Below are 12,686 nucleotides of genomic sequence, written 5' to 3' on the forward strand. Positions count from 1 at the left end.
TCACGGTGGAAACTATTGACGAATATACACTGCCTTGATACGTTTCAGGAACCGTTTTCTTGAGTCTGAAAGAAGCTTACCCAATGACGCGTAAATCTCTCCGTAGTATCCGAAAATCCATCGCATTCGTCACCGCTGTTGGACTGCTGGGCCTCACGGCAGCGTGTTCAAGTCCCTCCTCCAACCAGCCTGAAGATGGCCCCGTGGAAATCCGGTTCTCGTGGTGGGGCAACGCCACCCGGGCCGAATTGACCAACAAAGCCATCAAGGAGTTCGAGGCAGCCAACCCCAACATCAAGGTCAAGCCGGAGTATGGCGACATCGGCGGCTACTTCGACAAACTCGCCACCCAGGTTGCTGCGAACGACGCCCCTGATGTCATCACCATGGGTGGAGCCTATCCGGCGGAGTACGCCAACCGGGGCGCGCTCCTGGATCTGTCCAAGGTTGAAGGGCCGCTGGACCTCTCCAAGATGGATCAGGGGGCCTTGGAGAACGGCCAGGTCCAAGGCAAGCAGTACGGTGTCTCCACGGGCGCCAACGCCCTGGCCATCGTGGTCAACCCCGCCGTCTTCCAAGCTGCAGGAGTTGCCCTTCCGGATGACAGCAAGTGGACCTGGGACGACTTCGCAAAAACAGCCGGGGACATCACTGCCAAGAGTCCCAAAGGAACTTACGGCACGGCTACCGTCCTCACCCATGACTCACTGGATGCCTTCGCCCGCCAACGCGGCGAGTCCCTTTACACACAGGATGGCCAGCTGGGACTGAGCAAGGAAACCGTTCAGGACTACTTCGATTTCTCCGTTAAACTCAGCGAATCCGGGGCAGCCCCCAGCGCGTCCGAAACTGTGGAGAAGCTTAACGTCAGCACGGAGCAGACACTCATGGGGATGGGGCAGGCCGGAATGATGCTCACCTGGACCAACTCCCTGACCGCCCTCAGCAAAGCCTCTGGCGCTGAACTCAAGCTGCTGAAACTGCCCGGCGAGACCCCCACGCCCGGCATCTGGCTTCAGTCATCGCAGTTCTACACCATCTCCGCCCGCAGCAAGCACACGGACGCTGCAGCAAAGCTGGTCAGCTTCCTGGTCAACAATGAGGCAGCGGCCAAGATCATCCAGAGCGACCGCGGCGTGCCCAGCAACTCCGGTATGCGCACGGCCATCCAGGACCTTCTGACACCTCAGGGCAAAGTGGAAGCAGCCTACATAGATCAGATCGGCAAGATGGACTTCGCGCCAACATTCATCGGTCCCACAGGGTCAACGGCAGTCTCCGAGATCACGGCCCGCATCAACACCGAGGTCCTGTTCAAGAGGCTGAGCCCGGAGAAGGCGGCCGAGCAGTGGCTGAGTGAAAGTAAGGCGGCCATCGGCAAGTAGGTACCCAACTAAGTCGCAGCAGAGCGCGTTATGAACGTTCAAAACGCGCTCTGCTGCTACCCAGTTGGGCTGGGCGGGGCACTTAGCTGGCGTCCCGGACCTCAAGGTACGGGTCTGCCCACGCTCCGATGATCCGGGCAACCCGTGCTGCCTGGCCCTTCCCGGTGAGGAGATGCTCGCTGCCCTCCAACGAGATAAAACTCCGGGGATGCCGTGCAGTACGGAAGATTTCACTGGCGTTGTCTATCCCCACGGTGTTGTCAGTGGGGGAGTGCATCACCATCAGCGGCTTGTGAAGAGTACGGATGCAATCGCGCAGATCAGCGCGTTCCACGTCCTCCACAAAGTGGCGCCGAACCTCCATGGGCCGTCCGCCAAGGTCCACCACAGCGCTGCCATCGCGCAGTATGGAGTCGATCTCGGTGTCGAACATGTGCTCAACATGCTTGGGCTCGTACGGTGCGGCAACGGTCACCACGGCGTTCAGGCCAGGGACATCGCGCGCTGCGGCCAGCACGGCTGCACCGCCGAAAGAATGGCCAACCAGCAAAGAAATTCCACGGCCCTGCGCACGCATGAACTCCGCGGCCAGGATGGTGTCGGATACCTTCACGCTGAAGGAGCCGGCCGACCATTCACCGGCGGAGCCGCCCAGGCCCAGGTTGTCAAAACGCAGCATGCCAACGCCCTGATCCGCGAGCCCCTTGCAGATGCGCGACGCGGCCGGGCTGTCCTTGCCCAGAGTGAGGCCGTGCGAGTACAGGCCCCAGCCGCGGACCGGCCCCTCGGGCACGTCCACGATGCCGGCCAAGGTGTCGCCGGTGCTTCCCGTGAAGCTGATCTTCTCAGAGCGTGACACGCTGATCTCCTTGCGTTGGGGTGCGGTGACGGTTCCGGCGGCGGCTGGTTCCGCTGTTGAATAACGACGACGGCGCCACTCACCATCAGCGGTGAGCGGCGCCGTCGTCGTGCTTGTTCCAGGTCCTGCTTGTTCTTTGGTGAACGCTGAACTAGATCTTGCGGGCCAGAATGGCCTGCTTGACCTCGGCGATTGCCTGGGTCACCTGGATGCCACGGGGGCATGCTTCCGAGCAGTTGAAGGTGGTGCGGCAACGCCACACGCCTTCTTTGTCGTTGAGGATCTCCAAGCGCATGTCGCCGGCGTCATCGCGGGAATCGAAGATGAAGCGGTGGGCGTTGACGATCGCAGCCGGACCGAAGTACTGGCCGTCGGTCCAGAAGACCGGGCAGGACGAGGTGCAGGCAGCGCAGAGGATGCACTTGGTGGTGTCATCAAAGCGCTCACGGTCTTCAACGGACTGCAGGCGTTCCTTGGTGGGCTCGTGGCCCTTGTTGATCAGGAACGGCATGACTTCGCGGAAGGACTGGAAGAAGGGTTCCATGTCCACAATCAGGTCCTTCTCCACAGGGAGGCCCTTGATCGGCTCGACGGTGATGGGCTTGGTGGTGTCCAGGTCCTTCAGCAGCGTCTTGCAGGCGAGGCGGTTGCGGCCGTTGATGCGCATGGCATCGGAGCCACACACGCCGTGGGCGCAGGAGCGACGGAAGGAAACGGTGCCGTCAATCTCCCACTTGACCTTGTGGAGGGCATCCAACACGCGGTCCGTGCCGTACATGGTCAGCTTGTAGTCATCCCAGCGTGCCTCATCCGAAATCTCCGGATCGTAGCGGCGCACGCGCAGCGTGATGTGGAACGTGGGAATTTCACCGTCGCCGGCAACGCTTGCCGGGAGCTCGATCTTGGAAGCGGGCTCTGCCATTTCGGTCGTCATTAGTACTTACGCTCCATCGGCTCGTAACGGGTGAAGATGACGGGCTTCGTCTCAAGACGGATGCCCGCGACGGATTCCGCCGAGGAGTCGACGGTGACGGAATTGTCCAGGTAAGCCATGGAGTGCTTCATGAACTTTTCGTCATTGCGGTCCGGGAAGTCTTCGCGGTAGTGGCCACCACGGGACTCTTCACGGTGCAGCGCACCTACGGTCATGACCTTGGCCATGTCCAGCAGGAAGCCCAGTTCCACTGCTTCCAGAAGATCCAGGTTGAAGCGCTTGCCCTTGTCCTGAACGGTGACGTGCTTGTACCGCTCTTCGAAGGAGTCGATGTCGCGGAGGACCTGCTCCAGGGATTCCTTGGTGCGGAACACCTGCATGTTGGCGTCCATGGTGTCCTGCAGCTCCTTGCGGATCTGCGCAACACGCTCAGTGCCGTTGCCGGTGAGCAGGCCGTCAAGGATGCCGCGGGTCATTGCCTCGGGGTCCTCGGGGAGCTCAACGTAGTCAGCCGTTTTCGAGTACTCCGCAGCGGCGATGCCGGCGCGCTTACCGAAGACGTTGATGTCCAGGAGCGAGTTGGTGCCCAAGCGGTTGGAGCCGTGCACGGAAACACAAGCAACTTCACCGGCTGCGTACAGACCAGGGACGATCGTGTCGTTGTCCTGGAGCACTTCAGTGGTGATGTTGGTGGGGATGCCACCCATGGCGTAGTGCGCCGTGGGGAACACGGGAACAGGATCGGTGAACGGTTCCACACCGAGGTAGGTGCGGGCGAACTCCGTGATGTCCGGAAGCTTGGCCTCAATGTGTGCGGGCTCAAGGTGGGTCAGGTCCAGGAGGACGTAGTCCTTGTTCGGACCACAACCGCGGCCTTCACGCACTTCGTTGGCCATGGCGCGGGCCACGATGTCACGGGGTGCAAGGTCCTTGATGGTGGGGGCGTAGCGCTCCATGAAGCGCTCACCTTCGGAGTTACGCAGGATGGCCCCTTCACCACGTGCACCCTCGGTAAGGAGGATGCCCAGGCCGGCCAGGCCGGTCGGGTGGAACTGGAAGAACTCCATGTCTTCCAGGGGGATGCCACGGCGGAACGCAATGCCCATGCCGTCGCCCGTGAGGGTGTGCGCGTTGGACGTGGTCTTGAAGACCTTGCCGGCGCCGCCGGAGGCGAACACTACGGACTTGGCCTGGAAGACGTGAAGTTCGCCGGAAGCGAGGTCATAGGAGACCACACCGGCAACACGCTTCTGCTTGTACGGGGTACCGTCTTCGCGTACTGCGTCTTCTTCGACGATCAGCAGGTCAAGGACGTAGTACTCGTTGTAGAACTCAACGTTGTGCTTGACGCAGTTTTGGTACAGCGTCTGCAGGATCATGTGACCGGTACGGTCAGCTGCGTAGCACGCGCGGCGGACGGGCGCCTTGCCGTGGTCGCGGGTGTGGCCGCCGAAGCGGCGCTGGTCAATCCGGCCCTCGGGTGTGCGGTTGAACGGCAGACCCATCTTTTCCAGGTCCAGCACAGCGTCAATGGCTTCCTTCGCCATGACCTCGGCGGCATCCTGATCAACCAGGTAGTCGCCACCCTTGATGGTGTCAAAGGTGTGCCATTCCCAGTTGTCTTCTTCGACGTTGGCCAGTGCTGCGCACATTCCACCCTGGGCTGCACCTGTGTGCGAGCGGGTGGGGTAGAGCTTGGTCAGTACCGCGGTGCGTGCTCGCTGACCGGATTCGATCGCGGCGCGCATGCCGGCGCCACCTGCACCGACAATGACGACGTCGTACTTATGGACCTGCATACCAGATGCTCTCTCTTTCAAAAATTCAGATGGTCGGCGGAGGCTGCTCCGCTACGTCAGGCGAACCGGTTCACTCACTGGGAGCCACCGGAAAGCGCCGCTACGGGGCCGGGCAGAAACCGCCAGGCAACTGAACGCCGTCGACGACGGGGCACGGGTTGAAGGTGAAGATCACCAGCGTGCCAAGGATGATGATGACCAGGGTGGCCGCGTAGAGGACCATCTTGAGCCAGAAGCGCGTGGAGTCCTTCTCGGCGTAGTCGTTGATGATGGTGCGGACGCCGTTGGTGCCGTGCAGCATGGCAAGCCACAGCATGGCGAGGTCCCAGAACTGCCAGAACGGATCGGCCCACTTGCCGGCAACAAAGCCGAAGTCGATTGCGTGGATACCCTCGCCTACCAGCAGGTTCACGAACAGGTGGCCGAAGATCAGCACCACCAGGACGATGCCGGAGAGGCGCATGAAGAGCCAGGCGATCATTTCGAAGTTGCCACGGCTGGAGCCGGTGCGGTTGTACTTCGGAGCGATTTTTCCGCTGCGTGGGGATTCGATGGTTGTCATGGCTTAGTGGCCTCCCAGCGCGAGGGAAAGGTGGCGGATAGCGAAGCCTGCGAACGTGACAAGCCACAGCGCAAGCACGACCCACAGCAACTGGCGCTGGTACTTGGCGCCCTTCTTCCAGAAGTCAATGGCGATCACACGCAGGCCGTTGAAGGCGTGGAAGATGATCGCGGCGACCAGGCCCGTTTCACCCAGGGCCATGAGGGGGTTCTTGTAGGCACCAATGACGGCCGTGTAGGCCTCAGGGGACACGCGCACCAATGAGGTGTCCAGCACATGGACCAACAAGAAGAAAAAGATCACTACACCTGTAATGCGGTGTCCAACCCAGGACCACATGCCTTCACGGCCGCGGTACAAGGTGCCAGCTGGTTTTGTCGGCACTGATTAAACCTTCCTGCAACACAGCGGCGCTGGCATGGGATCCACGCGGGGGGAACGCCTGCTGCGAGAGCACTCGTAGCTCACGCCTAAATCTAGGCTTCGCTAACAGCATATTCAATTTAGGACGGGCTTCTTTCCTTGTTAATTCCATGTTTCCTGCCGATATTCAGGCGTTTTATGGGCAGGGCCTGAGACGAACGCCACACGTGTGTCCTGCTGCGGGGCTTCCCGCCAGCACAGGATAAAGTGTTGCGGTGAGTACAGAAGACGCGAAATACCCGGAATCGCCATTGAACCGCTTCCATGCGGTTATTCCGGCGGGCGGTGTGGGGACCCGGCTATGGCCACTCTCGCGTGCCGCTGCGCCCAAGTTCCTCCACGACCTGACCGGTTCCGGCAGCACGTTGTTGAGGGCTACCTATGACCGCCTGGAACCACTGGCCGGTGAACGGGTCCTGGTTGTTACCGGCGAGGCGCACCGCGCCGCCGTGTGCCGCCAACTCCCCGAAATAGGGGACGACGAATTGGTGCTGGAAAGCGAGCCCAAGGACTCCGGTGCCGCCATCGGCCTTGCCGCCGCCATCCTTTACCGCCGCGATCCGGAAACCATCATGGGTTCCTTCGCTGCGGACCAGGTCATCAGCCCGGACGATCTCTTCCTGGAGACCGTGCGGGAGGCTATCTTTACTGCGGCCACGGGCAAGATCGTCACCATCGGCATCAAGCCCACCCACCCCTCCACCGGCTTCGGTTACATCCGTTCGGGCGCTGCCCTGAACGTCGAAGGTGCCCCGAACGCGCTTGCCGTGGCTGAGTTTGTTGAGAAGCCCAGCCAGGAAGTCGCCAACAAGTACGTCGAGGCAGGGGACTACGTCTGGAACGCCGGCATGTTCGTTGCTCCCGTGGCGCTCATGCTTAAGCACCTTGAAGCCAACCAGCCGGAATTGTTCAAGGGACTCCAGGAAATCGCCGAGGCCTGGGACACCCCGCAGCGCTCGGAAGTGACGTCGCGCGTGTGGCCAACGCTGCCGAAGATCGCCATTGACTACGCCGTTGCGGAGCCCGCAGCGGAAGCCGGGGATGTCGCCGTCGTGCCTGGCACGTTCCGTTGGGACGACGTTGGCGACTTCGCCGCAATCGGCCGCCTGAACAACGCAGGTGACGTTGATGAAGTCACGGTGCTTGGTGAAGGCGCCCGTGTTTTCGCCGAGAATGCCAGCGGCGTTGTGGTCTCCGATACCAAGCGAGTCATTGCCTTGATCGGCATCAAAGACGTGGTCATTGTGGACACTCCGGATGCCCTTTTGGTCACCACCAAGGAACATGCGCAACTGGTCAAGGGCACTGTTGACGCCCTGAAAGCCAGTGGCGATACGGACGTTCTGTAGTACATCTGCCTTATACCGTGAGCCACCTCTTTGGTTGTCCTGCGTCTGAACGCGGCGTAACCAAGAGGTGGCTTTCGTTCTTCGGGAGCCGCGCATGGCTAGAGTTGTGACGTGCGCAATTACACCACTGAAACCGAGCCCGCTCCCGTTGTGAGTCCTTGGGTTGATGAACTCCTTCCCGGACTCATTGAATTCCGGCGTGACCTCCATGCGCACCCGGAGTTGTCCTTCAAGGAGTTCCGCACCACGGACAAACTCGTTGAGCGCCTTGAAGCAGCCGGGTTGAAGCCGAGGCGGTTGGAGGAGACCGGGCTGACGGTTGATGTGGGCGAGGGTCCCATTGCCACGGCTCTCCGCGGGGACATTGACGCGCTGCCGATCATTGAGGAAACCGGCTTGCCGTTCGCGTCGAAGAATCACGGCGTCACCCACGCTTGCGGTCACGATGTCCACACCACTGCCATGCTCGGCATTGCCTTGACGCTGCAGCGGATGCACAAAAACAATCCACTGGGTGGAACGGTCCGGATTATTTTCCAGCCTGCCGAGGAAACCATGCCCGGCGGCGCGTTGTCCTGCATCGAGCAGGGAGTGCTTGAAGGAGTGCCGCGCATCCTGGCGCTGCACTGTGACCCCCGGATTAACGTGGGCCAGATCGGCACCCGGATCGGTGCCATCACTTCTGCCTCGGACACCATCAAAATTGAGCTTTCAGGCCGCGGCGGCCACACCTCACGGCCGCATCTGACCGAGGATCTCGTGTTCGCACTGGCGCAAATAGCGGTCAACGTTCCGGCCGTCCTTTCCCGGCGGGTGGACGTCCGCAGCGGCGTATCGGTGGTGTGGGGCCAGATTTCCGCCGGCTCCGCACCCAACGCCATCCCCGGCTCCGGCTACATGGCGGGCACCATGCGTTGCCTCGATCGCGATGCCTGGCATAGCGCGGGGGAGTTGCTGGACGACGTCGTACGGCAGGTTGCCGCGCCTTACGGCGTGGACGTGCACCTGGAACATACCCGCGGCGTGCCTCCCGTGGTGAACTCCGAGCACGAGACCGCCCTCATCGAAGCTTCTGCCCGTGCTGAGCTGGGTGAGAATGCAGTGGTCCTGACTCCGCAGTCCATGGGTGGCGAGGACTTCGCCTGGTTCCTGGCCGACCTTCCGGGAGCCATGATGCGCTTGGGCACGCACACCCCTGGCGGCGAAGAGTATGACCTCCACCGTGGCGACTTCATCGTCGATGAGCGCGCCCTCGGTTACGCTATCCGCGTCCTGACCGCAGCTGCCCTCCGCACTATCCGCGACCTCGAGCAGTAGTACCCAACTGAGTAGCAGGTCAGGTCGTTCTGAGCTCTCATAACGACCTGAACTGCGACTCAGTTGGGTGAAGAGGGCCCAAGTAGGTTGTGCACAATTGAATTGTGCGCTATCGTTTTATCCATGAGTGATGCACCCCGCCTCCGCCACCAGGTCTGCTTTGCGCTGTACTCGGCGTCCAAAGCGGCGACGGCGGTCTACCGCCCCGTTTTGGAGGACCTCGGCCTGACGTACCCCCAATACCTGGTGATGTTGGTGCTCTGGGAGCAGGAACCGCGCAGTGTCCGCGATCTCGGTGCCGAACTGGGCTTGGACTCCGGAACGTTGTCGCCACTGCTCAAGCGCCTGGAGGCCATGGGATTGGTGGAACGCCGCCGCTCGGCCGAGGATGAGCGTCGCGTGGATGTTGTCCTGACCGACGCCGGCACCGCCTTGAGTGACCGCGCCCAGGCCGTACCCCAACGCCTCGCCGACGCCGCAGGGCTCTCGCCCGAAGAAATCGGGCAGCTGCACGCCACGCTCGGCAAGCTCACGGCAGCGCTGAACAGCTCGCTCTGAAAAAACTTCCCGGAAAATCCCGGGATATCCCTTCCCAAAGAGAACGGAAACACCATGAAGACTCTTTACACCGCCGAGGCATTGGCATCCGGCGAAGGCCGTGATGGCAACGCCCGCACCAACGACGGCAAACTGGATGTCGCACTTGCCAGCCCCAAGGAGCTTGGCGGCAACGGCGAAGGCACCAACCCTGAGCAGCTCTTCGCTGCCGGTTACGCTGCCTGCTTCCACTCCGCTCTCCGCCTTGTGGGCCGTAAGGAACGCGTGGACCTGACCGACTCGGCCGTCGCAGCCAGGATCCACATTGGCGCGCTGACCGACAGCGAAGGCTTCGGCCTGGCTGCCGAACTCGAAATCGCACTGCCCGCCCTGGACCGTGAAACGGCAGAGCAGCTCATGCACAAAGCACACCAGGTGTGCCCTTACTCCAACGCAACCCGCGGCAACATGGCCGTAGACCTCAAGCTCGTGGAGTTCGCAGCATGAGCGCCGTCGCCACCGAAACCCGCGAAATCCAGCTTGCCTCCCGCCCGGTGGGCCGTCCGGCTCCGGAGAACTTCCGGCTGGCAGCAGCGCAGCTCCCGGAGCTCGCTGATGGACAGCTTCTGGTCAAGAACCAGTTCATGTCCGTTGACCCCTACATGCGCGGCCGCATGAATGACGTCAAGTCCTACTCGGCGCCGTTCCGCCTGGATGCAGCGCTCGACGGCGGTGCGGTAGGTGAGGTGATCGCGTCCCGTTCGGACGCGCACAAGGTGGGTGACGTCGTCGTGCATCAACTCGGCTGGCGTGAGCACGCGGTGGTGGACGCCGCGGCAACTACACCGGTGCCGTCGGGACTGGCCCCGACCTCCGCGTTCCTGGGAGCGCTGGGCATGACCGGCCTTACCGCCTATGCCGGTTTGCTGAAGGTTGCCGAATTCAAGGAAGGCGACGTGGTGTTCGTCTCCGGTGCCGCAGGTGCGGTGGGCTCGATGGTTGGCCAGATCGCCAAGGCCATGGGCGCATCCAAAGTCATCGGCAGCGCAGGATCGCCGGAGAAAGTTGCCCGGCTGCTGGAGCTTGGCTTTGACGCCGCCTTCAACTACAACGACGCCCCGGTGCTGGAGCAGCTGCAGGGAGCAGCGGGGGAGCGCGGCATCGACGTGTACTTCGATAACGTCGGCGGCGAGCACCTCGAAGCAGCCTTGGCCACGCTCACCGTTGGCGGGCGTGTGGCCATGTGCGGTGCCATCGCGCAGTACAACTCCACGGAGCCCGCGGTGGCGCCGCGGAACCTGGCAGTGGCGATCGGCAAGCAGTTGACCCTGCGCGGATTCCTGGTGGGCGGGCAGCGGCAGCACGCAGCTGAATTCGCGCAGAAGATGGCCGGCTGGCTGGCCGATGGCTCCGTCAGCTACGACGAAACAATCGTCGATGGCCTGGAAAATGCGCCGCAAGCGTTCATTGATCTCCTGGATGGCGCGAACACGGGAAAGATGCTGGTTCGCCTCTAATCCACAGGGGAATCGCGTGTGACTTGCACACCTGGCTACTGCTTGGTAACAAAAGGTCAACAATCTGACTTGGAGTGATCATTTGTGGTAGCTGGGTGTGTTCCAGGCCACTAGTGTGGGTTTCATCAATGCGCTTCGGCGCAGCTGCGAGCATCAGTGAAAACAGAATTTCTGCCTCAGGTATAGGAAACGGACACTCATTGACCATCCGTCGTAGCGCCAATCACTTTCTTCCTGGAGGAAAATTGAAGAAACCACTGCGTGCCACCCTGAAACGCGGTTCAATGGCCGGTGTTGCCACCCTCGGTGCAGCAGCGCTCCTGCTGACCAGTTGTGGCCAGGCTCCCGACGCTGGATCCGGCACCGCTACCAAGAGCGACTTTGTTGGATGCATCGTGTCCGACTCCGGCGGATTCGATGACCAGTCCTTCAACCAGTCCTCGTTCGAAGGCCTCAAGAAGGCCGAGAATGATTTGGGCATCACGGTGAAGTCGGCCGAATCAAAGGCCAACAGCGACTTCGAAACGAACCTTAATGGCATGGTTTCTGCCGGCTGCAACCTCACCGTTACGGTTGGCTTCCTCCTTGGCGACGCCACCAAGGCCGCTGCAGCGGCGAACGCGGACAAGCACTTCGCGATTATCGACTACTCGTACGAAACCCCCATCACCAACGTGAAGCCGATTGTCTACGACACGGCACAGGCCGCCTTCCTGGCAGGCTACACAGCTGCTGCCACCACCAAGACCGGCAAGGTGGGTACCTTCGGTGGTATCAAGATCCCCACGGTCACCATCTTCATGGATGGCTTCTACGACGGCGTCCAGGCCTACAACAAGGCCAAGAACAAGTCCGTCCAGGTTGTTGGTTGGGACAAGAACACCAAGGACGGCTCGTTCACGGGCGACTTCGAGAAGCAGGACACCGGCAAGCAGGTCACCATCAACCTGGTGGACCAGGGTGCGGACATCATCATGCCCGTGGCCGGACCGGTTGGAAAGGGTGCAGGCGCTGCGCTGAAGGAAGCGAAGGCAGCCGGCAAGGACGTCAAGCTCATCTGGGTTGACTCCGATGGCTACCTCACCGCTCCCGAGTACAAGGACCTCATGCTGACCTCCGTGGTGAAGCAGATGGGCGAGGCCGTTGAAGCTGTGGTGAAGGATGACAAGGACGGCAAGTTCAACAACGAAGCCTACGTTGGGACGTTGGAGAACGACGGCGTTGCTATCGCCCCGTTCCATGACCTTGACTCCGCAGTCTCGGCCGAAACCAAGTCCGAGCTCGACGCGCTGAAGGCGGACATTGTGTCCGGCAAGCTGGTTGTCGAGTCCGAATCGAGCCCCAAGAAGTAAGCAATTCCTGGACGCGCCGCCAGTACCGAGCCCCGGTACTGGCGGCGCGTTTTTGCCCTGACTACGCTGGGCCTCAAAGCCAGTGGCTTTGGAGCACTACAGCCGTCCCTCGGACTCACAGAACGGTGGGAGTTGTGAAACTCGAATTGAAGGGGATCTCGAAAGCCTTCGGGACCTTCTACGCCAACCAAGACATCGACCTCGTGGTCGAATCCGGCCAGATCCATTGCCTCCTCGGCGAAAATGGTGCCGGAAAATCAACCCTCATGAACGTGCTGTACGGGCTTTATGAGCCCACGGCAGGCCAGATCCTGGTAGATGACCAACTGGTCAATTTCCGTGGACCCGGTGACGCGATGGCGGCCGGCATCGGCATGGTGCACCAGCACTTCATGCTGGTCCCCGTCTTCACCGTGGCAGAAAACGTGGCCCTCGGTGCTGAGCCGACCACGTTCGGCGGTGTCCTCAGCATTGAAGAAACCCGGAAGAAGATCCGGGAGATTTCCGATAAGTACGGCTTCGACGTCGATCCCGACGCCCTGGTGGAAGACCTGCCCGTGGGCGTCCAACAGCGGGTGGAGATCATCAAAGCGTTGGTGCGCGAAGCTAAAGTCCTCATCCTGGACGAGCCCACAGCCGTGCTGACTCCGCA

Annotated in this window: 13 protein-coding genes; 8 read left to right on the forward strand and 5 right to left on the reverse strand. The window is 61.4% G+C overall.

All coding sequences use genetic code 11. From position 1 onward, the window contains the following. The first annotated feature begins 83 nt into the window (after positions 1 to 83). On the forward strand, positions 84 to 1,385 hold the full coding sequence (locus CQ020_RS18230; protein ID WP_105693126.1) for an ABC transporter substrate-binding protein: 1,302 nt from the start codon (positions 84 to 86) through the stop codon (positions 1,383 to 1,385). Between the two features lie 82 nt (positions 1,386 to 1,467). Here the strand turns inward: CQ020_RS18230 and CQ020_RS18235 are convergent, their stop codons facing one another. From CQ020_RS18235 to sdhC, 5 genes are all read right to left on the reverse strand, one after another. Beyond that, positions 1,468 to 2,244: a S9 family peptidase gene (locus CQ020_RS18235; protein WP_105693127.1), complete on the reverse strand. Its 777-nt coding sequence runs from the start codon at positions 2,242 to 2,244 to the stop codon at positions 1,468 to 1,470. A gap of 151 nt (positions 2,245 to 2,395) precedes the next feature. Continuing rightward, positions 2,396 to 3,178, reverse strand: coding sequence for a succinate dehydrogenase iron-sulfur subunit (locus CQ020_RS18240; protein WP_024820061.1), 783 nt, complete (start codon positions 3,176 to 3,178; stop codon positions 2,396 to 2,398). Continuing rightward, positions 3,178 to 4,977, reverse strand: coding sequence for a succinate dehydrogenase flavoprotein subunit (sdhA, locus tag CQ020_RS18245; protein WP_024820062.1), 1,800 nt, complete (start codon positions 4,975 to 4,977; stop codon positions 3,178 to 3,180). The genes CQ020_RS18240 and sdhA overlap by 1 nt, the downstream gene beginning before the upstream one ends. A 100-nt stretch (positions 4,978 to 5,077) precedes the next feature. Continuing rightward, a complete protein-coding gene (locus tag CQ020_RS18250; protein ID WP_017197835.1) occupies positions 5,078 to 5,539 on the reverse strand; it encodes a succinate dehydrogenase hydrophobic membrane anchor subunit in 462 nt (153 codons plus the stop codon). Positions 5,540 to 5,542: 3 nt separating this feature from the next. Beyond that, positions 5,543 to 5,923, reverse strand: a complete 381-nt coding sequence (gene sdhC, locus CQ020_RS18255) for a succinate dehydrogenase, cytochrome b556 subunit (protein WP_011773978.1) — start codon at positions 5,921 to 5,923, stop codon at positions 5,543 to 5,545. A 254-nt stretch (positions 5,924 to 6,177) separates the two neighbouring features. Here sdhC and CQ020_RS18260 point away from each other — a divergent pair, with 254 nt between their 5' ends. From CQ020_RS18260 to CQ020_RS18290, 7 genes are all read left to right on the forward strand, one after another. Beyond that, positions 6,178 to 7,311 (forward strand): mannose-1-phosphate guanylyltransferase, encoded by a 1,134-nt coding sequence (locus tag CQ020_RS18260; RefSeq protein WP_105693128.1) that lies wholly within the window; start codon positions 6,178 to 6,180, stop codon positions 7,309 to 7,311. 111 nt (positions 7,312 to 7,422) lie between these two features. Beyond that, the gene (locus CQ020_RS18265; RefSeq protein WP_024820064.1) at positions 7,423 to 8,628 is read left to right on the forward strand and encodes an amidohydrolase; all 1,206 of its coding nucleotides are present in this window, start codon (positions 7,423 to 7,425) and stop codon (positions 8,626 to 8,628) included. A gap of 123 nt (positions 8,629 to 8,751) precedes the next feature. Further along, positions 8,752 to 9,186 carry a MarR family winged helix-turn-helix transcriptional regulator gene (locus CQ020_RS18270; RefSeq protein ID WP_105693129.1) on the forward strand — a complete coding sequence of 145 codons (435 nt, stop codon included), beginning with the start codon at positions 8,752 to 8,754 and terminating at the stop codon, positions 9,184 to 9,186. Between the two features lie 54 nt (positions 9,187 to 9,240). Continuing rightward, positions 9,241 to 9,672, forward strand: coding sequence for an organic hydroperoxide resistance protein (locus tag CQ020_RS18275; RefSeq protein WP_062066863.1), 432 nt, complete (start codon positions 9,241 to 9,243; stop codon positions 9,670 to 9,672). Continuing rightward, the gene (locus CQ020_RS18280) at positions 9,669 to 10,682 is read left to right on the forward strand and encodes an NADP-dependent oxidoreductase (RefSeq protein ID WP_105693130.1); all 1,014 of its coding nucleotides are present in this window, start codon (positions 9,669 to 9,671) and stop codon (positions 10,680 to 10,682) included. The genes CQ020_RS18275 and CQ020_RS18280 overlap by 4 nt, the downstream gene beginning before the upstream one ends. 113 nt (positions 10,683 to 10,795) lie before the next feature. Further along, positions 10,796 to 12,034 (forward strand): BMP family protein, encoded by a 1,239-nt coding sequence (locus CQ020_RS18285; protein ID WP_105693131.1) that lies wholly within the window; start codon positions 10,796 to 10,798, stop codon positions 12,032 to 12,034. Between the two features lie 134 nt (positions 12,035 to 12,168). Next, a partial coding sequence (locus CQ020_RS18290) for an ATP-binding cassette domain-containing protein (RefSeq protein WP_146116666.1) occupies positions 12,169 to 12,686 on the forward strand: 518 nt, incomplete at its 3' end.

Source organism: Arthrobacter sp. MYb23 (genome assembly GCF_002979775.1).
Classification (GTDB): Bacteria; Actinomycetota; Actinomycetes; order Actinomycetales; family Micrococcaceae; genus Arthrobacter.